Annotated in this window: 25 protein-coding genes; 11 read left to right on the forward strand and 14 right to left on the reverse strand. The window is 66.1% G+C overall.

The window, feature by feature from the left end:
• Positions 1-29: 29 nt before the first annotated feature.
• The 3 genes from HWX69_RS16575 to HWX69_RS16585 are packed head-to-tail and all read right to left on the reverse strand — an operon-like array spanning position 30 to position 2,765.
• On the reverse strand, positions 30-365 hold the full coding sequence (locus HWX69_RS16575) for a ferredoxin (protein ID WP_178918145.1): 336 nt from the start codon (positions 363-365) through the stop codon (positions 30-32).
• A gap of 37 nt (positions 366-402) precedes the next feature.
• Positions 403-1,566: a potassium transporter TrkA gene (locus HWX69_RS16580; protein ID WP_178918146.1), complete on the reverse strand. Its 1,164-nt coding sequence runs from the start codon at positions 1,564-1,566 to the stop codon at positions 403-405.
• A complete protein-coding gene (locus HWX69_RS16585) occupies positions 1,563-2,765 on the reverse strand; it encodes a TrkA C-terminal domain-containing protein (protein WP_178918147.1) in 1,203 nt (400 codons plus the stop codon). The genes HWX69_RS16580 and HWX69_RS16585 overlap by 4 nt, the downstream gene beginning before the upstream one ends.
• A 107-nt stretch (positions 2,766-2,872) precedes the next feature.
• Between HWX69_RS16585 and HWX69_RS16590 the strand changes: the two genes are divergently transcribed.
• Together HWX69_RS16590 and HWX69_RS16595 are read left to right on the forward strand one after the other, a co-directional pair.
• Entirely contained in the window at positions 2,873-4,042 is a 1,170-nt protein-coding gene (locus HWX69_RS16590) for an NAD-binding protein (RefSeq protein WP_178918148.1), read from the forward strand.
• A 51-nt stretch (positions 4,043-4,093) separates the two neighbouring features.
• Positions 4,094-5,338 carry a DNA double-strand break repair nuclease NurA gene (locus HWX69_RS16595; protein WP_178918149.1) on the forward strand — a complete coding sequence of 415 codons (1,245 nt, stop codon included), beginning with the start codon at positions 4,094-4,096 and terminating at the stop codon, positions 5,336-5,338.
• Here the strand turns inward: HWX69_RS16595 and HWX69_RS16600 are convergent.
• The 3 genes from HWX69_RS16600 to HWX69_RS16610 all read right to left on the reverse strand — a co-directional run bounded on the left by HWX69_RS16600 (position 5,335) and on the right by HWX69_RS16610 (position 6,664).
• Positions 5,335-5,682, reverse strand: coding sequence for a DUF7113 family protein (locus tag HWX69_RS16600; protein ID WP_178918150.1), 348 nt, complete (start codon positions 5,680-5,682; stop codon positions 5,335-5,337). The genes HWX69_RS16595 and HWX69_RS16600 overlap by 4 nt on opposite strands.
• Before the next feature lie 62 nt (positions 5,683-5,744).
• Positions 5,745-5,975: an Lrp/AsnC family transcriptional regulator gene (locus HWX69_RS16605; protein WP_178918151.1), complete on the reverse strand. Its 231-nt coding sequence runs from the start codon at positions 5,973-5,975 to the stop codon at positions 5,745-5,747.
• Between the two features lie 2 nt (positions 5,976-5,977).
• The gene (locus tag HWX69_RS16610; RefSeq protein ID WP_178918152.1) at positions 5,978-6,664 is read right to left on the reverse strand and encodes a potassium channel family protein; all 687 of its coding nucleotides are present in this window, start codon (positions 6,662-6,664) and stop codon (positions 5,978-5,980) included.
• A 116-nt stretch (positions 6,665-6,780) separates the two neighbouring features.
• Here HWX69_RS16610 and HWX69_RS16615 point away from each other — a divergent pair, with 116 nt between their 5' ends.
• Complete coding sequence (locus HWX69_RS16615; protein WP_156709298.1) at positions 6,781-7,011, forward strand: Lrp/AsnC family transcriptional regulator; 231 nt, start codon at positions 6,781-6,783, stop codon at positions 7,009-7,011.
• 15 nt (positions 7,012-7,026) lie between these two features.
• On the opposite strand, the gene HWX69_RS16620 is transcribed toward HWX69_RS16615, so the two are convergent.
• Complete coding sequence (locus HWX69_RS16620) at positions 7,027-8,067, reverse strand: thiamine pyrophosphate-dependent enzyme (RefSeq protein WP_178918153.1); 1,041 nt, start codon at positions 8,065-8,067, stop codon at positions 7,027-7,029.
• Between the two features lie 78 nt (positions 8,068-8,145).
• Here HWX69_RS16620 and HWX69_RS16625 point away from each other — a divergent pair, with 78 nt between their 5' ends.
• Entirely contained in the window at positions 8,146-8,457 is a 312-nt protein-coding gene (locus HWX69_RS16625; protein WP_178918154.1) for a hypothetical protein, read from the forward strand.
• Here the strand turns inward: HWX69_RS16625 and tmk are convergent.
• Positions 8,454-9,035 (reverse strand): dTMP kinase, encoded by a 582-nt coding sequence (tmk, locus tag HWX69_RS16630; RefSeq protein WP_178918155.1) that lies wholly within the window; start codon positions 9,033-9,035, stop codon positions 8,454-8,456. The genes HWX69_RS16625 and tmk overlap by 4 nt on opposite strands.
• 120 nt (positions 9,036-9,155) lie before the next feature.
• Between tmk and cofH the strand changes: the two genes are divergently transcribed.
• Positions 9,156-10,511: a 7,8-didemethyl-8-hydroxy-5-deazariboflavin synthase subunit CofH gene (cofH, locus tag HWX69_RS16635; protein WP_178918156.1), complete on the forward strand. Its 1,356-nt coding sequence runs from the start codon at positions 9,156-9,158 to the stop codon at positions 10,509-10,511.
• On the opposite strand, the gene cofG is transcribed toward cofH, so the two are convergent.
• From cofG to HWX69_RS16660, 5 genes are all read right to left on the reverse strand, one after another.
• Entirely contained in the window at positions 10,508-11,590 is a 1,083-nt protein-coding gene (gene cofG, locus HWX69_RS16640) for a 7,8-didemethyl-8-hydroxy-5-deazariboflavin synthase subunit CofG (protein WP_178918157.1), read from the reverse strand. The genes cofH and cofG overlap by 4 nt on opposite strands.
• Positions 11,591-11,650: 60 nt before the next feature.
• A complete protein-coding gene (gene cofC, locus HWX69_RS16645) occupies positions 11,651-12,256 on the reverse strand; it encodes a 2-phospho-L-lactate guanylyltransferase (RefSeq protein WP_178918158.1) in 606 nt (201 codons plus the stop codon).
• Positions 12,257-13,015, reverse strand: a complete 759-nt coding sequence (locus HWX69_RS16650; protein WP_178918159.1) for a hypothetical protein — start codon at positions 13,013-13,015, stop codon at positions 12,257-12,259.
• Complete coding sequence (locus HWX69_RS16655; protein WP_178918160.1) at positions 13,005-14,174, reverse strand: tubulin/FtsZ family protein; 1,170 nt, start codon at positions 14,172-14,174, stop codon at positions 13,005-13,007. Before HWX69_RS16655 ends, HWX69_RS16650 begins: the two co-directional genes overlap by 11 nt.
• Positions 14,175-14,266: 92 nt before the next feature.
• Positions 14,267-15,268 (reverse strand): complex I NDUFA9 subunit family protein, encoded by a 1,002-nt coding sequence (locus HWX69_RS16660; RefSeq protein WP_178918161.1) that lies wholly within the window; start codon positions 15,266-15,268, stop codon positions 14,267-14,269.
• A 126-nt stretch (positions 15,269-15,394) separates the two neighbouring features.
• Here HWX69_RS16660 and ahbB point away from each other — a divergent pair, with 126 nt between their 5' ends.
• Genes ahbB through hemA form a run of 3 tightly spaced genes read left to right on the forward strand, consistent with a single transcriptional unit; the run spans position 15,395 to position 18,459 of the window.
• On the forward strand, positions 15,395-16,453 hold the full coding sequence (gene ahbB / locus HWX69_RS16665) for a siroheme decarboxylase subunit beta (protein ID WP_218644810.1): 1,059 nt from the start codon (positions 15,395-15,397) through the stop codon (positions 16,451-16,453).
• A 9-nt stretch (positions 16,454-16,462) separates the two neighbouring features.
• The gene (locus tag HWX69_RS16670; RefSeq protein WP_178918162.1) at positions 16,463-17,110 is read left to right on the forward strand and encodes a precorrin-2 dehydrogenase/sirohydrochlorin ferrochelatase family protein; all 648 of its coding nucleotides are present in this window, start codon (positions 16,463-16,465) and stop codon (positions 17,108-17,110) included.
• Entirely contained in the window at positions 17,107-18,459 is a 1,353-nt protein-coding gene (hemA, locus tag HWX69_RS16675) for a glutamyl-tRNA reductase (RefSeq protein ID WP_178918163.1), read from the forward strand. Before HWX69_RS16670 ends, hemA begins: the two co-directional genes overlap by 4 nt.
• A gap of 429 nt (positions 18,460-18,888) precedes the next feature.
• Here the strand turns inward: hemA and HWX69_RS16680 are convergent, their stop codons facing one another.
• Positions 18,889-19,554, reverse strand: coding sequence for a ribonuclease H family protein (locus HWX69_RS16680; RefSeq protein ID WP_178918164.1), 666 nt, complete (start codon positions 19,552-19,554; stop codon positions 18,889-18,891).
• A gap of 121 nt (positions 19,555-19,675) precedes the next feature.
• Here HWX69_RS16680 and HWX69_RS16685 point away from each other — a divergent pair, with 121 nt between their 5' ends.
• From HWX69_RS16685 to HWX69_RS16695, 3 genes are read left to right on the forward strand one after another with little or no spacing between them, the layout of a single operon-like run.
• On the forward strand, positions 19,676-20,740 hold the full coding sequence (locus HWX69_RS16685) for a metal ABC transporter substrate-binding protein (protein ID WP_178918165.1): 1,065 nt from the start codon (positions 19,676-19,678) through the stop codon (positions 20,738-20,740).
• On the forward strand, positions 20,737-21,483 hold the full coding sequence (locus tag HWX69_RS16690; protein ID WP_178918166.1) for a metal ABC transporter ATP-binding protein: 747 nt from the start codon (positions 20,737-20,739) through the stop codon (positions 21,481-21,483). Before HWX69_RS16685 ends, HWX69_RS16690 begins: the two co-directional genes overlap by 4 nt.
• Positions 21,480-22,496, forward strand: coding sequence for a metal ABC transporter permease (locus HWX69_RS16695; protein ID WP_178918167.1), 1,017 nt, complete (start codon positions 21,480-21,482; stop codon positions 22,494-22,496). Before HWX69_RS16690 ends, HWX69_RS16695 begins: the two co-directional genes overlap by 4 nt.
• Positions 22,497-22,542 lie beyond the last annotated feature (46 nt).

The raw sequence follows: 22,542 nt of genomic DNA on the forward strand, positions 1-22,542 counted from the left end.
TTCCAGCGGTACTCGGCCGCCGATTCGTGCTACCAATCGACCGATAGCGTGCCGTCACCGTGGGGGTCCGGGGCGATTTCTTCGTTCGTTCGCCGGTCGACGACGTGGATGACTCCACGGTCCTTCTTTGCTGGACAGGCCTCGGCCGCACGGATGTTGTGCTCGAGGTCACCCTCCTCGAAAAAGTACACGTCCGGCTTGGCGATGCCCGTCGTGATGTCCATCTCCCAGTTGGTCGATACCTCCGCACACTTGCCCGCGGCAATACACTTGTTCGCCTCGAAGATGATTTTGTACGGTGCGTCCTCGATTGGGGGGGCATCCCCTTCGCCGATGTCGCTGGGGTCTATCGGGTCGTCGGCCATACCCTTACTCGGGGGCCGTCGGTTTTGTCTGTAACGACTACTGGCCGTCCACTGCGGCAGCCGCCTCCAGCTGACGGAGTTGTGCCGGACGAGCGATAGCGTACACCGTCTCGCCGGGAGCGAGTGCTCGCCTTCGCGGCGGAATCGCCTCGATATCGCCGGCAGACGTTCGGACCGCGACGACGGCGATATCGAGTGCGCCGACACTCGAGTTGACGAGGGGGCTTCCTGATTCGATCGTGACCGCAGTCGTCGTCTCCTCGGCGGCGCGCAACTGGGCGGCGAACTCCCGGTCGGTTCGAGCCTCGACGGGGAGGGTGACGAGTCGATATCGGCGCTCGGTGTCGAAGCGCCGTGCATCCCGCTCGTCCATCGTCAGAGTCACCACGTCTTCGGCCGTGCCCCGGAGCTCCGCGTTCGTCACCCGGCGTGGCGACGTTTCCTCCCCATCGCCGGTCGTCCAGACCTGAACGGCGTCGCCGGGACTGGCGTTGTTCGGCGGGTCCGCCCTGGCGGCGACGGCAGCACTTCCGGGCGGTAGCGTCGGCCCGAGCCCGGATTCCCGCCGTCCCAACGCGAGGTACTCGATGCTCGCGTCCTCGGCGAACTCCACGTCGACGTACCCGACATCGTAGTCGATGCGGAGTCGCTCGACGAACCGTGTCTGTAACTCCTCGACGGTGAGTCGCCGGGGGAACAGCAGCGTCTGCCCGGCGAGTTTCTCCTTCGTCGCCGCGTCGACGGGTTCGTAGCCGTCGATGTCCTCGATGTCGTCCGGTACCTCGACGGTGGTCACCCGACCGACGGACTTGACGATGCGGCTCACGTCCTGTTCGACGGATTTCCGTCCCGACACGGCGAAGACGCTGATACCGGCTCGGTCGCCGACTCGCCCACCCGCACTCGCCGTGACGCCCGAAAGGAAGAGCGTGATGGTGTTGTAAGCCACCATCTCCAGAGCGAGTAAGTCCCCGCCGGTACCGCCGATGACCTCACCGAGCGCGCCAGCAGTGTTGAGATACAGTGCGACGCTGCTGAGGCCGACGAGTACCGTCAGACCGTCCGGAACCGGTTCGTTGGCGTACCACCGGTGAATCAGCCCTCCGATAGCGCCTACAACCCCAGCGAACAGTACCAACACCGCGACACGCGCCACGTCGACGAGGAACCCCTCGACGATAGCGAGTTGTGCAAGCGTCATCCGACCACCCCCTCGAAAGCGTTGAGCGCCTCGCGTGTCCCGACGACGAACAGTTCGTCGCCGGCCGATAGCTCCGTCGCCCCGCGCGGGGCGACCAGCCAGCCGTTGGGCCGCTTGACTGCCAGTACCGCGACATCGTGGTTATCACGGACATTGGCCCCGGCCAGCGTCGACCCCACAAGGGAACTGGTCGGCTTGACCGGGAGCTTCCGAAAGCGTTTGCCCGCCTGTCGAAGCAACGAGATGAGTTCGAACTCCCGGCGGGTTCCGCGGGCAGTCACGACGATTTTCGCCCCCCGAACCGAGAGCAGTTTCTCGGCGTCGCTGCGAGCGACCGCGACAGTGACACGACCATCCCCGCCCGTCGTCGTCGGGGCGTTGACGGGGGGTGTGACCTCCTCAGTTCCGCCGTCGGTCTTCAACTCCTCTTTTTTCGTCCCGGAGCGGGCGGCGATGACGGTCCCCTCGACGGAGAGGTCCTCCGCGACGACGAGTACCTCGTCACCCCGGGCGACCCCCGTTGGGACGAGTACGTCGAGGGAGACAGCCCGTTTGCCGGTCGGAACTCGCTTGGAGATGCCCGACAGCGGCGGCGCGGCAATCACCGTCGCTCGCCCACGCTCGTCGATTGACACAGAGACGTCCGCGAGGTCCAGTTCCGTCTTCAGTCGGTCGGCGAATCGCGTCTCGAGTTCCGAAATCGGGAGGTCGGCGGGGAGCCGCCACTCGTCGGTCTTGATGGCCGTCCGTGTCTCCTCGGACAGCGGCGGATACCCCTCCATGTCGATGACCTCGCCGATGACCTCGACGCGGACTTCGCCGCGGGAGCCGACGAGGTCGACCACGTCGCTCGACAGCGTTCGCTCCCGCAACTTCGACAGCGACAGCCGTTTCGGGAACGTCGCGCCCATCTGGTCGCCCTTCGAGTGGGCGTACATCGAGACCATCAACACGACGACGAGTGCGACGATGACCCGAGGACCGGAGGCGAGAACCGCCGGGTCGTTCAGTGCCAGCAGCCCCCCGTTGATACCCGCGATGGCCAAGGAGAGAACGACGACACCGAAGGCAGGGATGGAGACTCCGGTAAAGTACTTGAAGATGAATCCGAGCCCCCACGCGACGAGCGCCGGGAAGATGCCCGTCAGGATGCCGAGATATATCCCCAGCAGAATCTCGACGGGGAGCGCTTGAACCATGGGCCCCCTGAGACCCTGCGGCGTTAAACTACTACCGCTCCGACAGCGACACTCCGACCCGTCCGAGAGCGGAGAGGTTTTATCGTGGCCGTAGCTGAGACGACAGTATGGCGGCCGAATCGGAGAAGCGGCACGAGCGGCCGACGCTGTTGCGGACGCAAGCGGCGGTGCTGTCGACGACGGTCGTCGCCGTGTTGTCGGTCGTCACCGGGCTCGTCAACATCAGTGCGACGACGATTTCCGGGCCGCTCGCCACCGTGATTCCGGAGTACGTCGCTCGGACGGCCGGATTCACCGGGACGATGACGGGATTCGGCATGCTGGTCAGCGTCTACGGGCTCCGACGCGGCTACCGAGTGGCGTGGTCGTCGACTGTCGTGTTACTGCCCGTGACGGCTCTCCAGGGGGTGGCCCAATCGAGCATCCTCTCGCTGCCGCTCGTCGCCTTGTCGGTTCTTTCCCTCCCGGCCGTCCTCCTCAACCGCCGGTACTTCGACCGACGCGTCGACCTCAACACGACGCAGTTGGCCTCGCTGGCGGCCATCGTCGGCGTCCAGGCCTACGGCACCATCGGCACGTACGCGCTGCGCGATGAGTTTCCGCAGGTGAACACCGTCCTCGACGCCTTCTACTTCACGCTCGTCACCGCCTCGACGGTCGGTTACGGCGACATCACTGCGACGACGCAGTTGGGGCGACTGTTCTCGATGTCGGTGCTGCTCACCGGCGTCGCCAGTTTCGGTGTCGCCCTCGGTACCCTGCTCGGCCCACTCATCGAAGCCCGCCTCGCGACCGCACTCGGAAACATGAGCGACAAACAACTCGACCTGTTGGACGACCACTACATCGTCCTCGGATACGGCGAACTGACCGAACCGATACTCGAAAACCTCAATCGCGACGCCTCGGTGGTCGTCACCCGCGACACCGAGAAGGCCAAACACCTCCGGGACCACGGGTTCGAGGTCGTCACCGGCAACCCCAGCGACGAAGAACCGCTCCAGCGCGTCCACGTCGAACGGGCGACGGCACTCATCGCCGCGACGAACGACGACGCACAGGATGCGCTGTCGATTCTGACCGCACGGGAACTCAATCCCGACCTCCGCATCGTCGCCGCGGCCACCGACCGCGAGAACGTCCGGAAACTCCGCCGAGCAGGCGCCGACGTGGTGTTGAGTCCCTCCGTTCTCGGCGGGCGGCTCCTCGTCGAGTCGGCGCTCGGCAACGACGACCCCGAGCGCACGCTGGGGCAGATACTCGACCTCGGGGACTGAGTGAACGCTCGGTCACCGACCATTTAACACCGAAAGCGACGCAGATAGCCCATGACCCTCGACCCGGTCCACTTCGACGGCATCGCCCAGCTGGCGGGGCGCATCAGCCAGCAGGTCGACGCCACGGACCACGACTCCTTCGCCGAGACGGTGTTCGAGGAGTTCCTCGACCCGCTGTGGTACGACGGCCGACGCGTCATCGAACCCGTGGGTGAGTTGCGACGCCGCCGCATCGACGCCGAGGACGCCGCCCTCCAAGAGGCCCCGTTCCCGACCCAACACGGCCTCGATTCCGGCACCATCAACCCGACGACGTTCACGAACGGCCTCGTTCTCGACGTGGCACAGGCGGCGATGGCCGCCGTCCCCTCCGACCTCGACCTCCATCGCGCCCGGTCGGTCGTCGCGACGGTCCACTCCAACGACGCGACCGTCGACTGTGGCGAGGACGACTGGACCGTCTTCGACGGCGGGTACTCACGCGGGCGCATACTGCAGGCACCACACGTCAACCGCTACGAGGAGGCCGTCGTCCACGCGCTGTCGTTGTATCTCGCGGAGGTGACCCACGCCCGAACGCAGTCGGAGGTGGTCGACGACTTGCTCATCCTCGACGGTCCCATCTACCCGAAAGGGCTGCTCGCGTGGGCCGACCGGCATCCGGAACTCGCCGACTTACTCATCGAGGACGAACGCCCGCGGGACGTAATCGAGGGATACGTCGAGTTGGTCGAGACGTTCGCCGACCGCGGCGTCCCGCTCGTCGGCTTCGTCAAGAACAGCGCCTCGAAGGCCATCACTCGTGCGGTCCGCAACAAAGAGCGCGCCCCGTGGGTCGACGACGGCGCGTTCTTCGAGCGCGCGCTCCGCCGGACCGACAACGAGGGGGAGACCCGGACCGACTGTCTCACGTTCACCAACTGGTTCGTCTCCCGGTGTGGCGTCGACGAACCGCTGTCGGCCGATGGCGACGCCGTGGGGGTCGAACGCGAACGCGACCCCGAGGACTACGAAGTGACCTTCTTCTGCATCTACGACCCCCGTGACGAACTCCTGTTCCGCGTGGAGGCCCCCGCGGTGTTCACCCGCGACGAAACGACTCGGGAGGCGATTACGATGCAGTTGCTCCGGGACGTGGCCCACGAACGCGGCCCGCCGCTCGCCGTCGCCAAGGCCGACGAACTCGCCCGCATCAGCCGCGAGGAGAAAGCCGCACTCGGACGTGCAATCGAGGAGCGCTTCGACGCCGAACGCGACCGCAGTTACGACGACGAACGCTGGGGCCTCGTGGCTTAGGCGCCCGCAACCTCATCTGCGACTTCGATGACCTCGACGGTCACCTCCTCTTCGGGAACGCCGAGGCGGGCGAACTGAGTCCGAACGTGCTCTTTCCCGGCCTCGATTGCGTCCTCCCGTGTCTCGAATCCCCGCGGCATCGGCGACTCGAAGGCGATTTGGACCTCCTCCCCGCCGAGTTCCTGGGTCGTCCCGCCGCTGTCGACCTGGTAGAAGGCGTCACACACCCAGACGTACGGCGCGTCGTCGTCGGGTGCCCCCCGGAACTGCGGCGGCTCCTCGCCGCGCTCGAACAGCGTTCCGGTCAAATCGGTCCCCCGTGCCGACCCCCGAATGTGAATCATACACACACTACGATAGGGACGGGTAAAAAGCGTGCGGCGGCGGGGATGGCTTCGGTATCCCCTCACTCCATCGCCACGTACGTCCGCGTGTCCTCGACGCCGTCGAGGTTCTGAATCGTGGTGGCCGCGATATCTTTGACCTCGGCGGGGGAGTCGACCTCGACTTTGGCGATGATGTCCACGTCGCCAGCGACGATGTGTGCCGAGACGACGCCGTCGATGGCCTCGATGTCGTTTTTCAGGCGGTCGGCCTCACCGGTGTGGGCTTTCACCATCACGTAGGCGACGACCATGGTCAGGCACCCCCCGTCGCCGTGACGTGGCTCGTGTCACCCACGATAATCTGCTCGACGTCGCGGAGGACGCTGAAGTCGGCGATGATGACGACCCGGTCGCCGGCCTCCAGTGAGTCGTCTGGGCCGGGAAGTTCGAGTATGCCGTCGGCTTTCCCGAAGGCGAGCAGTCGGGAGTCGGCCGGCAGTTCGAGTTCGGTCAGCGAGTAGCCACGCATCGGCGACTCCGGCGTGATAGTCAACTGGACGAGTTGGAGGTTCTGGGCGATGTCGGCGACGGCACGGATGTTGCCGCCGACGAGAGCGTTCTTCGCGGCGATGGCGCCGAGTCGCTCGGGGTAGATGACCTCGTCGACGTCGGAGGCGTACTTCTGGACGACGTACTCGCGGTAGTCGTCGTCGACCCGGAGGACCGTCCGGCAGTCGTGGGCCTTCCCTATCATGCAGGCGACGAAGTTGACGACGAGGTCACCGGAGAGGCCGGCGATGCCGTCGGCGTCCTCGAGGCCGACCGCCAACAGCGTCTCCTCGTCGCTGCCGTCGCCCTGCACGACGTCGAACCCCTCGTCGTCGAGTCTGCTCACCTTCGTCTCGTCGGGTTCGATGATGACGACGTCGTGGTCCTCCTCGCGCAGCACCCGGGCGGTCCGCATTCCGACCCGACCGGCACCAACGATAACGAATCTCATGGCGTACCGTACGCCGACCGGCCCCAATAATGTTACTCCGTACCACGGAGGTGACTCACCGCTCGTGGAAGGAAGCGGCGGGAAAGATTTTTCGCCAGCCCCTGCGAATCGGTACCATGGTCCGTGCGTTCATCATGGTGAAGGCAGGTTCGGGACACGCCGAGTCGCTCTTGGGGACGATTCGCGGACTGAACCACGTCGCCGACGCGAACGTCGTGGCCGGCGATTTCGACCTCATCGTCGAGGCCGAGGCCGAGGAAGTGTACGATGTCATCAACGGCGTGGCGACGAAGGTTCGAGAACTCGACAACGTCGACGACACGAAGACCTACGTCTGTCTGGAGTGACGCGGGTGCTGCCGACTACTCGTTCTCGTAGGGGTCGCCGTGGCGCTCAAGCCACTCGTTCAGTTCCCTCCGCTGTGCGTCGAAACTCGGTGGGGCCGTCTCGTACACCGAAGCGAACAGTGCCTCGGGGTCGCGGTTGGCGTCGGCGGTTTCGGCGTCGCGTTTGGCCGCCGCGAACGCTTCCTCCGCCGTCTCGCGCACGCCGTCAACGAACCCCTCGTCGATTGCATCGGCTTCGCTGAGTGCTGATTCGAACCGCTCGATGGGGTCGGCCGTGCGCCACTCGGGGAACGATTCGCGGTCGGCGTAGCGTTCGGGGTCGTCGCTTGTGGTGTGGGGACCCTGCCGGTAGGTGAGACTCTCGACGAGGACGGGTCGCCCCTCGCGGGCCATCGACAGCGCCTCGGTGACGACCTCGTAGGTCGCAAGCGGGTCGTTGCCGTCGACGCGGACACCCTCAATGCCGTAGGCGTCGGCTTTTTCGGCGATACTATCGCTGGCCGTCTGCATCGACTCGGGCGTCGAGATGGCCCAGCCGTTGTTCTCACAGAAGAAGACGACCGGCGCCTCAAAGACGCCCGCGAAGTTCAACCCCTCGTGGAAATCACCCTCCGAAGTCGCGCCGTCGCCGAAGTAACAGAGCGCCGCCTCGTCCGTCTCGCGGTAGGTCGCGGCCATCCCGACGCCGACGGCGTGGGGAATCTGGGAAGCGATGGGGACCGCCTGCGGCAGAGTCGGCAGGTCGTGGTCCGACCCGAACTCCGGGTAGCCGCGCCGGAACCGCAGGATGTCGGCCATCGGGACACCGCGGGTCAACTGGGCAGCGTTGGAGCGATACGTCGGCACCAGCCAGTCGTCGTCAGTCATCGCCGCCGCGGCGCCGACCTGTGAGGCTTCCTGACCGCGAAACGGTGGGTAGCCGCTCATCCATCCCTGTCGCTGGAGCGCAAAGGCCCGTTCGTCGAACACGCGGGCGCGAACCATCTCGGTCAACAGGCGCCGTGCGAGGTCGCCGTCGACCGCCGAGAGGTCCCGCTCGCCGAGGACGCGGTGCATACGTCTCCTGGGTGGGCGGCGAGCAAAGAGGTGACGCCGGAGAGACAGAGGCAAGAGCCTCGACCACCTACGGACGGTATGGTCTCGGTGTTCGAAGCAGTGGGATTGCTCGCCCTCATCGGTGTCAACACGCTCGTCGCCGCCGTCCTGACGCGCGTGTTTCGCGTCCGACTGGACACTCGCTGGGGCGGTGCCCTCTATACGCTGTTGCTCACGCCGCTCGCATTGGTCGTCCTCACGCTCGTATTGGGGCAAGCCCTCGGGCCGAATCTCGGGTCGCCGACGACGGTCGTTGGCATCGCCATCCTGCTGCCGCTGACGCTCGGTGTCGCCTTCGATTACTTCTGGATGCCCTCGCCCGAGGATGTCGAGGTTCCCGATACGCTCTAATCGAGGAGGTCTGCGACCACCCGCTCGGCCGAGGCGATGACCTCCTCCGGCGATTGGGTGGCGTCGATACGGACGAACCGGTTCGGTTCGGCGTCGATGAGTCGTTCGTAGTTCTGCTGGACCCGTTCGAGGTAGTCGGCGGCCTCGAACTTGTTCGTCGCGCCCGCGCGCTCGGCACCCGTCTTCGGCGGCACATCGAAATACAACGTCGCGTCGGGCTTCCGGGTGAACGGCTCGTGGACGCCCTTGATGTACGCCATCGGCTGTTTGACGACACCCGCAAGCGTCGCCCCCTGGTAGGCGTACCGGGAGTCCGAGTACCGGTCGGAAATCACGGTCTTGCCCTCGTTCAGCGCCGGTCGAATCACCCGCGAGAGGTGGTCGGCGTGGTCGGCGGTGTAGAGGAACAACTCCGCCATCGGGTCGGCGGCGTCGTCGTTGATGGAGCGATTGACGGCCTCGCCGTACCACGAATTGGTCGGTTCGCGGGTGAACACCGCCTCGGGGTGGCTGTCGGCCAGCGCCTCCCGGACGGTCGTCTTGCCGCTGCCGTCGATACCCTCGAGCGTGATGAGCATACCCGGCCCGTCGGCGCCGGCGCATATCAGTTGGGCGGTCTCCCCGACGGCGGCCCGCCGACAACTGACCGGACTGCCGCTACCCGGTGGGGTTTTGACGTTCGAGTGGCGAAGGGAGGTATGGACGCGTTCGAGGCGTCGGCGAACGTCCCGCGGGGTTCCTTCGAGTTCGAACACCGCCCCGAGACGGACCAATCCTTCGAGAACGCCCTCGCGAAGGCGCGGAGCGGCGAGCGGCTCGACGTCGCCGACGCCATAGAGTTGCTAACCACTGGAACCGAGCGGGACGGCATCGACCTCGAACGCAAAGAGCGAGTGCTGGAGGCCGCCGACCGCCGCCGCGCCGAAGTCGTCGGCGAGGAGGTCACGTTCGTCGCCAACCTCAACAACAACGTCACGACCGCCTGCAACACGGGGTGTCTGTTCTGTAACTTCAAGGACCGCTCCGAGCAGTTCCGCACGACGTACCAGGACGACCACGGCGGCTTCACGAAAACCCCCGCCGAGTCCCGCGAAATCGTCCGTGACGCCGTCGAACGCGGCATTTACGAGGTGACCTCGGTGTCGGGGCTCCACCCCGCCTTCGCGCTCGACGACGAACACCGCGAGCTACTCGAATCGAGCGACCGCGGCGACCTCAACTACCGCCCGCCCGAAGAGTACGAGGTCGACCCGCGAACGTACGTCGAACAGATTCGGGCGATGGCCGTCGACGGCGTCCACGTCCACTCGATGACGCCCGAGGAGGCCTACCACGCCCGCCGGGGCACCGACTGGAGCTACGAGGAGGTGTTCCAGCGGCTGAAAGATGCCGGTCTCAACTCCGTGCCCGGCACTGCCGCCGAAATCCTCGTCGACGAAGTTCGGGACGTCATCTGTCCGGCGAAAATCGACACCGGCGAGTGGCTCGACGCGATGGAAGCCGCCGCCGATGTGGGGTTGGACACCACCGCGACCATCATGTACGGCCACGTCGACAACGAGGCCCACCGGGCGCTGCACCTCGACCGAATTCGGGAGTTACAGGACCGAACCGGGAACATCACCGAGTTCGTCCCGCTGTCGTTCGTCCACCGCGACACGCCGCTTGCCGAACGCGGGATGGTCGACTCCGGAGCGACCGTCCACGAGGACGAACTGCTGATAGCTGTCTCACGGCTGTATCTCGACAACGTCGAGCACATCCAGTCGTCGTGGGTGAAGTACGGCGACACCCAGGGGCTGAAGATGCTCTCCTGTGGCGCCGACGACTTCATGGGCACCATCCTCTCGGAGGAAATCACGAAACGCGCCGGCGGCGAGTACGGCGAGTTCCGCTCGTTCCAGGAGTACGTCGACATGATTTCGGCTATCGGACGGATCCCCGTCGAGCGCTCGACGGACTACGAGAAACGCCGCCGCATCGACCCCGACGACGGCCCCCACGGGCCGGAGTTGGGGCCGAAAGCCGACGGCACGCCGCTGGTGCCGCGTTAATCAGCCAGCAACGCTCGGTAGCGCTCGCCGGCAGAATCGTCGGCGTCCAGTGCCGCCTCGATGCGCTCGGAGAGCCACCCCTCCTCGACGTACCGGTCGTACACCGGAAGCCGCTCGTTCAGCGGGACGCCGGCCTCCTCGGCGATAGACTCCAGTTCCCGCAGCTGCGGCCAGGCGTACTCGGGGTTGATGTGGTCGTCGGTGACCGGCGAGACGCCACCCAGGTCGTCGATGCCGCAGTCGAGCAACTCGCGGACGGGTGCGAGGTTCGGTGGTGACTGGACGCTTACCTCATCGGGAAGACCGACCCGTGCCATCGCCGTCACCCGGCGCATGGTCTCGACGTCCGGTGACCCGCTCTGCCAGCGGTCGTTGTTCACGACGGGTTGGACGATGACCTCCTGGATGTGGCCGTATCGTTCTTGGAGGTCCCGAATCGCGAGAATGCTCTCGGCACGGTCGCGCCAGGACTCGCCGATGCCGACGAGGATGCCGGTGGTAAAGGGGACGCCGAGCTCGCCCGCGGTGGCGAGGGTGGCGAGTCGCTGACCCGGGTCTTTCGCCCGGGGGCCGCCGTGGGCCTGCACCTCGGCAGTCGTCTCCAGCATCACGCCCATCGAGGCGTTCACGTCGGCGACCAGTTCCATCTGCTCGCGGGTCTGGTCGCCGGGGTTGGCGTGGGGCAACAACCCCGCGTCGAGAGCGATTTCGCAGGCTTCTCGGAGGTAGGCGTGAATCGAGTCGTGGCCCCACTCCGCGAGTTGGTCGTGAACCGCCGTGTAGCGGTCGTCGGGGTCGTCGCCGAAGGTGAACAGCGCCTCCGTACACCCCGCGTCGGCCCCTCGCCGGCAGATGTCGCGAATCTCCTCGGGCGACAGCAGCGACGCCTGTCCCGGCGGGTCGTAGTAGGTGCAGTAGGTACAGGTATAGCGGCAGGCGGTCGTCAGCGGGACGAACACGTTGCGCGCGAAGGTCAACTCGGGGGCGCTCGAAACGTCGGCGGGCGTGGTATCGAGCAGTCGCTCGACGGCCGCCTCGTCGACGGTCACCTCGACACCGTAGTCGCCTGCGCCGAACACACTCCCCGCTCGGAGGGAGAGCACATTAAAGGGCTCGCCTGCGGCGGGACGGCGTCGGCCTCAGGCGTCCCGGCCGACACCGACCCGACCGTCGCGGCGCTGGACGGCGAAACCGGCGTCGGCGAGCCACTGGCGGGTCCGTCCCTCGCCGTGCAGGAGCACCTCGACGAGGTCGCGTGGTTCGTCGATGTCGACGGCCAGCCGGAAGGAGTCGACCATCGTCGCCTCCGTGCCGATTCCGCGGGCGATGCGGCGGTGGTCCCGAACCGAGGCGCCGTGGTAGTCGACTTCGAAGTCGGGGTGTCGGACGACGAGGGCGTTCGTCCCGCCGCCCAACCCGGGCGCGATGACGACGTCGCCGTCGGCCTCGAAGAGTCGTTCCAGCGCCGCGACGTTCGCCAACCCGAGGTCGGCCATCACGACGGCGACCGGCGGGTCGAGCCGCGCGTTCACCGCGTCGGAGAGCGGCCGGTCGTCGACGACGACCGGGTGCGGACAGTCGACCGAGTCGGTCGCCAGCACGGTCGGCTCTCGGCCGCTTCGAGAGATCGCATCGCACACGTCGAGAAGCAGCGCGCGGGCGAAGGCGGCCCGCTCGTCCGGTTCGAAGGCGTCGGCGAGTCGCGTCTTCGGCTTCCGCGCCGCGAACGGGACGTAAACGTTCATCTACCGCAGTCTGCTCGGACCCTGCTGACGGGACTTATAGAGGTAGTAGGCTGCACCGACGAACAGGAGGGCGACGATGACGACCGCACCGACTATGAGGCCGGTCCGGAGCGTCGCGCTCTCGGAGGCCTCGTTCTCGGCCCGTTCGGCGTTTCGAATCGCGTTGTCGAAGTTCCCGGCCTCGTACGCCGAGATGGCGCTATCCAGGGAGCTCTGTGCTTCCGAGGAGCCCGAACTTCCGACGGCCTCGTTGGCACTGTCGATGGCTTCGCGAGCTTCCTTGCTGTCGGTCGTGTAGTGGTGGACCTCGTAGCTGTCGATGGCGTTGGTCGTGCCGCCGGAGCGGACCTGCGTGAACTCGGCGAACCGGAACCGCTGTGGCGGGTCGTAGCTCAGGGTCTCGATTTCGGGCGCCGTCCCGCGGATTTCGACCTCGATTCGGTTCGTGCCGTCCTCGATGTCGACTTCCGTTTCGACGGACTGGCCGTCAGCGGAGGTCTGGGCGACCTGATTGCCCGCCTGGTCGAACTGCCGAACCGTCCACGTCACGTTCGTCATGTTCGTCTCGCCGCGCAGCGTCCACTGTTCGAACTCGTCGAACAACTGCGTGAGTTCGACGGTCGCCTCGACGGTGGTTCCGACTTCGGCCTCCTCGGGCATGTCGTCGCTGCTGCTGTCGACGGCTGCCGCCGGCCCGGCGAAGAGCGCGCCGACGAGCAGGCAGGCGAACAGGCCCGCGATGAACTGGCTACTCCTCATCGTCGCCGTACTCTATGAGGGAGTCTAGGTCTTCCTTGCTCTTCGCTCGGAGCTGTTCGACGTTCTCCTCGGCCTCGATGGCCATCCGCTGCATCTCCTTGACGCGCGGAACGTCGGTCACCCCCGAGAGGACGACGATTGCCGCCACCCGGCTCTCGTTGGGGAGCGGGTAGTCGCCGGCCCGCACCTCCATACAGCCGGTGGTCTCCTCGAGCCACTTCCGCGCTTTGTCTATGCCTTTCCGATTGAGCGCCTTCGGCGGCCCGGAGACGAGCAACAGCGCCCGCTCGGTGCTGTCGACCTCACACTGGAGCGTGAGTTTGCCGAGCGTCGCCCGGCGGACGAGGGAGGTGATGCGGTTCGTCGCGTCGCCGGAGCTTTCGAGGCCGTCCCCGTCGTTGTTGCCGCGGAACCTGTCGAGCAGTCCCTTGTTCTCGGATTCGACCTCCTCGCTGGCGTAGCCGATGGACGTGATGCCGTGGTCGCCGAGGGTGTTGATGATTTCGGAGGCGTCGACGACGCTTTCGGCCACGTCGTCGCCCATCGCCTCGACCTCGCCCGCGGAGAACAGCGCGCCGAAGCGAGCGACGATTTCCTGATTGATTTCGGCGTACCCCTCGCCGAGACTCTCGCCGCCGGTTTTGAACGCGTCGTTGTCGAAGGTGAGCAGGTTGTCGACGCTCTCGGCGAAGTTCTGGAACGACCGGGCGGCGTTGCGGTTGTAGATGCCACCCTCGTCGCGGGCGGGGAGAATACCAAGCCCGTAGACGGGTTCGACGTACAGTCGCTGGAGGTGTTCGGCCAGGACGGGTGCACCGCCGCTGCCGGTGCCGCCGCCGAGGCCGGCCATGATGAGGAACGCGTCGATTTCGCTGCTCGTCATGGTGTCGATGGCCGTCTGAATCTCTTCCATGTCCTCGCGAGCACACCGCTCGCCCAGCTCCGGTTCGGTGCCGGCGCCGTGGCCCTTCACGACCGATTGGCCGATGAGCACCCGATTCTCGTTCGGTACGTAGTCAAGGCCCATCAGGTCCGCCTTCGCCGTGTTGACGGCGACAGCGTGGCCGATGATACCCGTCCCACGGGTAGAGTCGTATTCGAGGAACCGGTCGAGAACTTTCCCGCCGGCCTGCCCGAAGCCGATCATTGCGAGTTTCATAACGTCACTTGTCCCGGATAGCGTCCCACGGGAAGGATAAGCTTTCGGCCGGAGTCAGACGCTGAGATGACGAATCGGCCGCCCGCTACGTATCAGTCGTCCAACGTCTCGGGGTCGACGCCGAGATAGTCGGCCAGCGTCGTCAAATCTGCGGGGGTGAGGCCGAAGGCGTCGATGTCGTTGTCGTCGGTGGTGTTGTCGAACTGCAGCGAGCGGTACTGGTCCGACCCCATCGGCGCGCCGGGGACGAAATCGGCGAGTCGCAACCCGATTTTCGTCAGCGCCATCGGAACCGGCACCACGTCAATGGGCTTGTCGTCGGCCGCGTGTGCCAGTTTCGCGACTTCCGCCAGCGTCAACACCTCCGGACCGCCGATGTCGTAGGTCTCGCCGACGTGGGGGTCCTGCTCTTCGGCCCTGCCGTCATCCGAGTCGCCGACACGCCGGATGGCCGGCGTCGGCCCGCCTTCGTCGCTTTCCTCTTCGCCGGTCGGTTCGACGCCCTCCAGCGCATCGGCGAGCATCGGGACGATGTCGCCGACCCAGATGGGCTGGAATCGCGTCTTCCCGCCGCCGGGAAGCGGGGTGAGATACGGCGGGGCGAGTTTCTTCGTAAAGGAGACGAACTCGCCGCCGTCGCCGAAGACGACGGAAGGCCGGAAGATGACCCAATCGAGCCCCGACTCCTTGACGATGACCTCGGCGAGGCCCTTCGATTGGATGTAGGCCGTATTCCCGTCGGGGTCGGCGCCGAGGGCACTCATCTGGACCAGTTTCCCGACGCCGTGTTCCTCGGCAGCACGAACGACGTTGGAAGTGCCGTCCCGATGGACCTCGAAGTGTTTGTCGTTGCCGCCCTTCGGGCGGAACAGCGGCGACAGCGCGACGAGGTTGACGACGGCGTCTTGGCCCTCGAAGGCGGCCTCGATGGAGTCGTACGCCGCCACGTCACCCATGGCGGTTTCGACGCCGCTCGGCAGGCCGGCCTCGTTCGGGGAACGCGACAGCGCCGTCACGTCGTGTCCCCGCCGGTGCAACTCTCGACACAGGTTCTCGCCGATGAAGCCCGTACCGCCGACGACAAGGATGCGCATACACTCTTTCGTACTCGCGGAGACCGTATAAAGGGTCGTGGCGAGGCAACCGCTACAGGGTTCCGAACGCCACCGAAACCGTCGCTAGCCGACGCCGTTATTGTCCCGAAACTCCGAGTACCGATAATGAGCGCCACCGCCGGATTGGACCGCATCGACCGGGCCATCATCAACGCCTTCCAGGGCGGCTTTCCCGTCGTCGAAGAGCCCTTCGAGCCGGCCGCAGAGGCGCTTCGAGCGCGCGGCATCGACGTGACCGGCGAGGAACTCCTCGAACGGGTCCAACGGCTCGACGACGACGGCGTGTTGACGCGCTTCGGCGCCCTCATCAACGCCCAAGAGATCGGTGGTGCGGCGACGCTCGTGGCGATGCACGCCCCCGAGGAGCGCTTCGAGGAGGTGGCCGAGCAGGTCAACGCCCACAGAGAGGTCGCCCACAACTACGAACGGGAACACCCCCATCTCAACATGTGGTTCGTCGTCTCGGTGGCCGACCCCGACGCCGTCGAGGACGTCCTCGGCGACATCGAATCCGAAACCGGACAGGAGACCTACAACCTCCCGAAGCGCGAGGAGTTCCGCGTCGAGGCGAAGTTCCTCCTCGACGGCCCGATTCCCGACGGCGACCTCGATTGCTCGGAGCTCGGTCCCGCCGTCGAACCCGTCGAGCGGGACACGCTCACCCCCCAAGAGCGGGACCTCGTCGTCGAGATTCAGGGCGGCCTGCCCGTCACTGCGACGCCGTACGCCGACGTGGCCGAAGAACTCGGCATCGACACCGAGTGGGTCACGAACACCATCAAGCGATTCAACGAGGAGGGAAAGGTCCGCCGCGTCGGCGTGATTCCGAACCACTACAGTCTCGGCTACACGGAAAACGGAATGACCGTCTGGAACGTTCCCGACGACCTCGTCTCGGAGGTCGGCCCCGAAGTCGCGTCGCTGGATTTCGTCACGCACTGCTACCGTCGGCCGCGTCACGAGGGCGTCTGGCCATACAACTTCTTCGCGATGACACACGGCCGGAGCGAAGAAGAAAGTCAACAGCGCATCCAGCAGGTCAAAGAGACGATGGAATCCTTCTGGGACGTGGGCGACGACGACTGGGACACGCTGTTCTCGACGCAGATACTGAAGAAGACCGGCATCCGACTGGACGAACGCGCCGATGCGAACACGGAGTAACCGAACCCGATGATACCGCTGTATCACGACTTTACGGACGAGACGGTGCTCGTCGTCGGCGGCGGGCCGGTCGGGGCCAGGAAGGCGAGGCGGTTCGCCCGCGAGGCGCGCGTCGTCGTCGTCAGCCCCGAGTTCCCGGCCGACGACTACGGCGATGCAGACCGAGTACGAGCGGCGCCGACTGCCGAGGACGTGTCGGCGTGGGTCGACCGAACCGACCCGGCACTCGTGGTGGCGGCGACAGACGACGCGGCGGTCAACGACGCCGTCGAGGCGGCCGCACGGGAGCGTTCGGTGCTCGTCAACCGCGCCGACCGCTCCGGGGACCGCGACGTGGGCAGCGTGGTCGTCCCAGCGACGGTTCGGGACGGCGACGTGGTCGTCTCTATCTCGACCAGCGGAGCGAGTCCCGCTCTGTCGAAAGAACTCCGAACGCGCATCCAGTCGAACATCGACGGCGCGGGTGAGTTAGCGAGACTGACCGGCGAGGTGCGCGAGGAACTGAAACAACGCGGTGTCGACGCGAGTGCTCGTCGGGATGCAGTCCGAGCAGTCGTGCAATCGCCGCGTGTTTGGAAGGTTTTAGGTACAGGCGGGGCTAAGCCACGACGAACAGTAGACGCCGTCGTCGAATCGGCGTTGGGTGACAAGGAGTGAACATCGGAACCGGAATCATCGCTGGGGTCAGCGTCTCATACAGCCACGCGAGCGTCGAGCAAATCGAAGCCGCCTGCGAGACCTCCGAACGCGAGGCCGTCGAGGCGCTTCTGAAGCGTCCCGGCGTCTCGGAGGCGTTCGTCCTCCAGACCTGCAATCGCGCGGAGGCCTACGTCGTCGCCGACGAGGCCGAAACGGCCCGCGAGGCGCTCGACGAGTACCTCGTCGGCGTCGACCCGAATGCGACCCACGAGTTGGGCCACGAAGAGAGTCTCCGACACCTGATGCGGGTCGCCTGCGGCCTCGAATCGCTCGTCATCGGCGAAGACCAGATTATCGGACAGGTCCGTGAGGCCTACGAGGCCGCTCGGGGCGCCGGCGGCATCGGGTCGACGCTCGACGACGCCGTGCTGAAGGCGCTCCACGTCGGCGAGCGCGCCCGCAGCGAGACCGCAATCAACGAAGGCGTCGTCTCGCTCGGGTCGGCCGCCGTCGAACTCGCCGAAAGCGAGCGGGACATCGCCGACGCGACCGCCCTCGTCGTCGGTGCTGGAAAGATGGCGACGCTGGCGGCCCGCGCACTCGACGACGCCGTCGACCGCGTCGTCGTCGCCAACCGAACGCTCCCACACGCCGAACACATCGTCGAGGAACTCGACACCGATGCCGCAGCCGTCGGCCTCGCCGCCCTCCCGATTGCCGTCGAAGAGGCCGACATCGTCGTCACGGCGACGGGCAGCGACGACCACGTCCTCGACAGCGACACGCTCGAAGAGGTCGGCGAGACGCTCATCATCGACATCGCCCAGCCGCGTGACGTGACGCCGGCGGCGCGAACCGTCGAGGAGGTCGAACTCCACGACCTCGATTCGCTGCAGTCGGTCACCGACGAGACACGGAGTCAGCGGCGCGAAGCCGCCGAAACCGTCGAGGCGATGATAGACGAGGAGTTCGACCACCTCATCGCCCAGTACAAGCGCAAGCGCGCCGACCAGGTCATCGGCGCGATGTACGAGGGCGCCGAACGCATCAAGGCCCGTGAACTCCGAACCGCCGTCTCGAAGCTCGAAGCCGAATCCGACGACGGCCTCACCGACGAACAGCAGGAGATCCTCGAATCGATGGCCGACGCGCTCGTCGGGCAGATTCTCTCCGCGCCGACACAGAGCCTCCGGGACGCCGCCGAGAACGACGACTGGACGACCATCAACACCGCCCTCCAGTTGTTCGGCCCCGGACTGAAGCCCGAACCCGCCGACATTCCGGAGGCACCCGACGGGATTCCCGACGAGATGCGGCGACAGATGCCCGACGCCGTCTTAGAGCAGTTGACGGTCGACGACGACTAGCCACTTTTTGCACGAGAACGCGGGTCGCGCGCCGGACGGCGCGCGACACCGGGTCGTGGCAAAAACTTGGGGAAAATATGCGAGAGAGCCTCCAGCCGCGCCCTACGGGCGCGTTAGTCGGCACTCGCTACGGCGACTCACTTGGCTCACGGCTCACTTCGTTCGCCGTTCGCTTTTCCGAGACGCTCCCTCCGGTCGCGTCTCGCTATCGTTCGTCGCCGCGAACCGCGCTCGCTTCGCTCGCGCGGAGATTCTATATCTGATAACACTAAATGGAGGAGTATCCGCGAGGGAGCAACGCGACCGAGCGGTTCACCGGACGCGACCGAAGGGAGCGTCCGGGTCGTTTTTCCCCAAGTTTTTGCGAGGTGGGGTTCCCGCAGCGAGCGCAGCGAGCGAGGAAACCCTACCTCGTAAAAAGTGGGTGTTCTAGTCGCTAGCCGACCCGCTGCCGACGAAGCTGTTGGAGCGGTCGCGGTCGGCACGGGACGGTGGCGGATAGCGGTCGTCGTCGGGCGCTCGCCAGCGCTCGTCCCGCGGGAGGACACAGCGGTCGGGTTCGCGGTTGACGTGGGCGTACTGGTCCGGCGTATTCGCGAGCGGATGGGCCGGGTTGTCGGCGCTGTCGATGCGGGCCGCGCGGAGTTCGCCGAAGCCGGCGACGCGGGCGCGGATGCCCCGCCAGTGGGTGGCGCTTTCGGCGGGGACGCGGAACGGGTGCGGTGGCCGGCCGTCGGGGCCCCGCGTGGCGAGCGTCGCGCGATTGACGTTCGCCGCGAGGTCGTCGTGGTCGATGAGGACACCCACGCGGGCGTTTCGGGGCGCTCGTGCCGCCAACACGTCGAGACCGAGATGGAGGGCCCGATACTCGGCGACGTTGTTGTCCGGTACCGCGTCGGGCACCGAGAGGCGAGCGACACGCTCGCCATCGCGCGTTTCGATGACGACACCCAATCCGCCAGCATCGTCCGCGCGGTAGGACCCGTCGGTAGCGAGGTAGAAGTCTCGGCGATGGGTGCGCGGCGGATGCGCGATGTGGGGGGTGGGTGAGTCGTCGAACAGGTTCCGCAATACCGGCCGGCAGTGCGCGGCCATACAGGAGTTTCGCCCCGCACAGTACATAAATCCACGGGCGCCCAGCACCAATGTTTAGACTAGTCTAAATTCTATATTAGACCACAAGTTCTAAATACGAACTAGTGGCTAAGTCTTTGTAATGACGTATCACGAAACCGGCGGTAGCGACCGGCCGGTCCTCACCCGTCGGCAGGCAGTCGCCGGCGGCGGGGGGCTGTTAGCCGCCGGCCTCGCCGGCTGTCTGGGCGAGGCGAGCGCGCCGGGAGGCGCCGGCGACGACGGGCCGGTCGCGGTCGCGTCGTTCTTCAGTTTCTACGATTTCGGCCGGAAAGTCGCCCGCGAGACGCCGATAGAGGTCCGTAACCTGATTCCGACGGGGCTTCACGGCCACGGCTGGCAGCCGAACTCCAGTATCACCCGAGAGGTCATCGAGGCGGACGCGTTCGTCCACGTCGGCGAGGAGTTCCAGCCGTGGGCCGACCGGACGATTCAGACGCTGAAAGACGACGGCATCGACACGCAACTCATCAACGTCCGGGAGGGCGTCGAGTTGGTCGACCTCGCGGCGAGTCTCGACCCAGACGAGGAGGGCGTCGGCGAGAACCGTGGCAAGGACCCCCACTTCTGGCTCGACCCCCAGCGAGCCAAGCAGTCCGTCGACAACATCACCGAGGGGTTCGTCGAACTCGCTCCCGACCACGAGTCGACGCTTCGCGACAACGCCGAGACCTACAAAGCCGACGTGCTCGACCGCATCGACGGCGACTACGAGGCGATATTCGACGCCGCGACGCGGGACGTGGTCCAGTTGGCCGCACACAACGCCTTCCAGTACATCGGGACGCGCTACGGCGTCGAGATGCGACCGCTCGTCGTCAATCTCGCAGCCAGCGGTGACGTGAAACCCACCGACATCAGGGAGGCGAAACGCGTCATCGAGGAAAACGACATCGAGTACGTCGGTGCCGGCGTCTTTGAGACCCGCCGACCCGCCAAACAGCTCATCGCAGAGACGGACGTGTCGGCGTACTTCCCGGTGACGCCCTACGCCGGCGTCCGCGAGGAGTGGGTCGAAAACGACTGGGGCTACGAGGAAATCGCCTACAACATCAACATGCCGACGTTCGAAGTCGTCCTCGGAAACAAAGCGCCCGAAGACGCCGGTCCCGACGGCTGGGCCGACGAGTGGAGGAACTTCGAATGACGACAGACGAACTCGTCGCCGAACTCGACGACGTGACCTTCGGCTACACCGCGACACCGGTCGTCGAGAACGTCTCGCTTCGTATCGAACCCGGCGAGTACGCCGCAATCGTCGGCCCGAACGGCTCCGGGAAGTCGACGCTGATGCGTCTCATTCTTGGCCTGCTCGAACCCGACAGCGGTTCGGCCCGGCTGTTCGGCGAGCCCGCCCATCGCTTCGACGAGGGATCCCGGGTGGGCTACGTCGCCCAGCAGGCAAACGCCGCAAAGGAGATGCCGATTACCGTCCGGGAAGTCGTGAAGATGGGCCGGTTCCCCCACGTCGGTTACGGACTCCTCTCTACCGACGACTGGGAGATCGTCGACCGCGCCCTCAATATCGTCGGAATGAGTGCCTTCGCCGACCGCCCCGTGACCCAACTCTCCGGTGGCCAGCGACAGCGCGCCTTCATCGCACGAGCCCTGGCCGGCGAGGCCGACCTGCTCGTCCTCGACGAACCGACCGTCGGCGTCGACGCCGAGTCGGTCGACGCCTTCTACGCGCTGCTCGAAACGCTCAACGACGACGGCATCACCGTCCTATTGGTCGAACACGACCTGCGTGCGGTCACCGACCACGCCGAACGAGTCGTCTGTCTGAACCGGACGGTCCGCTTCGACGGCCCGACCGAGGAGTTCGTCGACAGCGACGCTCTCGCGGAGACGTTCGGAACGGCCGTCAGCGCCGTGGGTGAGACCGGATGACGACGACGTTCGCCATCTTCGCACAGTCGAGTCCGCTCGACGCCGTCCTCTCGCCCGTCTACTGGCTCTTGGCGCAGTGGTCGGTACTCATGTTCCGTTTGGCCGAGACGACCGGCCTGGAACTGCTACAGTACCAGTACATGCACCGAGCGGTGCTCGTCGGGCTGTGTATCGGCGTGATGGCGCCACTCATCGGGACGTTCCTCGTCCACCGCCAACTGGCACTCATCGGCGACGCCCTGGCACACACCGCCTTCGCCGGCGTCGCGGTCGGCCTGTTCCTGAACGCCGTGTTGGACTTCGGCGTCTCGCCGTACCTCACCGCCATCATCGTCGCGATGATAGCGGCGTTGAGTATCGAACTCATCTCCGAGGTGACCGACGCCTACAACGACGTGTCGATGGCCATCGTCCTCTCGACTGGGTTCGCGCTGGGGACGACGCTCATCAGCCTCAACGCCGGCGGCCTGTCGGTCGGCATCGACCAGTACCTCTTCGGCAACCTCGCGACGGTCTCCCGTGAGAACGCGGCGATACTGCTCATGTTGTTCGCCGTCATCGTCGGCACCGTCGCACTCACCCGAAATCAACTGCTGTACGTCACCTTCGACGAGACCGCAGCCGAGGTGGCGGGGATTCCCGTCAACTGGTACAACCGGACGATGGTCGTCCTCACCGCGCTCGTCGTCGTCGGCGCGATGCAGATAATGGGCGTCATCCTCGTCGCGGCGATGCTCGTCGTCCCCGTCGCGGGGGCGGCACAGGTCTCCCGGAGTTTCACCGGGTCGCTGCTCTCGTCGGTCGTCCTCGCGGAGTTGGCCGTCGTCGTCGGTATCGGGCTGTCGTACTACGGCGAGGCGACCGCCGGCGGCGTCATCGTCCTCGTCGCCGTCGCTATCTACGTCGCCTGTATCGTTCTCGGGCGCCTTCGAACCGCGCTCGGAGAGGAGTCGGCGGCGGAGACCGCACGCATCGACGCGGGCGACCGGGACCCCGAACCGACGACAGACTGACTCCGACGACCGGAACACACATCGGACGGGACGCTGTACGTCGGCA

The sequence above is a fragment of the Natronomonas gomsonensis genome (assembly GCF_013391635.1).
GTDB classification, from domain to species: domain Archaea; phylum Halobacteriota; class Halobacteria; order Halobacteriales; family Haloarculaceae; genus Natronomonas; species Natronomonas gomsonensis_A.

What these genes read in the sequence shown, in the direction of transcription:
- HWX69_RS16610 (WP_178918152.1), bottom strand. Translation starts at nt 6,664, where the DNA reads ATGAGATTCGTTATCGTTGGTGCCGGTCGGGTCGGAATGCGGACCGCC.
- tmk (WP_178918155.1), bottom strand. Translation starts at nt 9,035, where the DNA reads ATGCTCATCACGCTCGAGGGTATCGACGGCAGCGGCAAGACGACCGTC.
- HWX69_RS16600 (WP_178918150.1), bottom strand. Translation starts at nt 5,682, where the DNA reads ATGATTCACATTCGGGGGTCGGCACGGGGGACCGATTTGACCGGAACG.
- HWX69_RS16650 (WP_178918159.1), bottom strand. Translation starts at nt 13,015, where the DNA reads ATGAGGAGTAGCCAGTTCATCGCGGGCCTGTTCGCCTGCCTGCTCGTC.
- HWX69_RS16590 (WP_178918148.1), top strand. Translation starts at nt 2,873, where the DNA reads ATGGCGGCCGAATCGGAGAAGCGGCACGAGCGGCCGACGCTGTTGCGG.
- HWX69_RS16625 (WP_178918154.1), top strand. Translation starts at nt 8,146, where the DNA reads ATGGTCTCGGTGTTCGAAGCAGTGGGATTGCTCGCCCTCATCGGTGTC.
- HWX69_RS16605 (WP_178918151.1), bottom strand. Translation starts at nt 5,975, where the DNA reads ATGGTCGTCGCCTACGTGATGGTGAAAGCCCACACCGGTGAGGCCGAC.
- HWX69_RS16585 (WP_178918147.1), bottom strand. Translation starts at nt 2,765, where the DNA reads ATGGTTCAAGCGCTCCCCGTCGAGATTCTGCTGGGGATATATCTCGGC.
- HWX69_RS16660 (WP_178918161.1), bottom strand. Translation starts at nt 15,268, where the DNA reads ATGCGCATCCTTGTCGTCGGCGGTACGGGCTTCATCGGCGAGAACCTG.
- HWX69_RS16580 (WP_178918146.1), bottom strand. Translation starts at nt 1,566, where the DNA reads ATGACGCTTGCACAACTCGCTATCGTCGAGGGGTTCCTCGTCGACGTG.
- HWX69_RS16595 (WP_178918149.1), top strand. Translation starts at nt 4,094, where the DNA reads ATGACCCTCGACCCGGTCCACTTCGACGGCATCGCCCAGCTGGCGGGG.
- HWX69_RS16670 (WP_178918162.1), top strand. Translation starts at nt 16,463, where the DNA reads ATGATACCGCTGTATCACGACTTTACGGACGAGACGGTGCTCGTCGTC.
- HWX69_RS16695 (WP_178918167.1), top strand. Translation starts at nt 21,480, where the DNA reads ATGACGACGACGTTCGCCATCTTCGCACAGTCGAGTCCGCTCGACGCC.
- cofC (WP_178918158.1), bottom strand. Translation starts at nt 12,256, where the DNA reads ATGAACGTTTACGTCCCGTTCGCGGCGCGGAAGCCGAAGACGCGACTC.
- HWX69_RS16575 (WP_178918145.1), bottom strand. Translation starts at nt 365, where the DNA reads ATGGCCGACGACCCGATAGACCCCAGCGACATCGGCGAAGGGGATGCC.
- cofH (WP_178918156.1), top strand. Translation starts at nt 9,156, where the DNA reads ATGGACGCGTTCGAGGCGTCGGCGAACGTCCCGCGGGGTTCCTTCGAG.
- HWX69_RS16620 (WP_178918153.1), bottom strand. Translation starts at nt 8,067, where the DNA reads ATGCACCGCGTCCTCGGCGAGCGGGACCTCTCGGCGGTCGACGGCGAC.
- ahbB (WP_218644810.1), top strand. Translation starts at nt 15,395, where the DNA reads ATGAGCGCCACCGCCGGATTGGACCGCATCGACCGGGCCATCATCAAC.
- HWX69_RS16655 (WP_178918160.1), bottom strand. Translation starts at nt 14,174, where the DNA reads ATGAAACTCGCAATGATCGGCTTCGGGCAGGCCGGCGGGAAAGTTCTC.
- HWX69_RS16685 (WP_178918165.1), top strand. Translation starts at nt 19,676, where the DNA reads ATGACGTATCACGAAACCGGCGGTAGCGACCGGCCGGTCCTCACCCGT.
- HWX69_RS16690 (WP_178918166.1), top strand. Translation starts at nt 20,737, where the DNA reads ATGACGACAGACGAACTCGTCGCCGAACTCGACGACGTGACCTTCGGC.
- HWX69_RS16615 (WP_156709298.1), top strand. Translation starts at nt 6,781, where the DNA reads ATGGTCCGTGCGTTCATCATGGTGAAGGCAGGTTCGGGACACGCCGAG.
- HWX69_RS16680 (WP_178918164.1), bottom strand. Translation starts at nt 19,554, where the DNA reads ATGGCCGCGCACTGCCGGCCGGTATTGCGGAACCTGTTCGACGACTCA.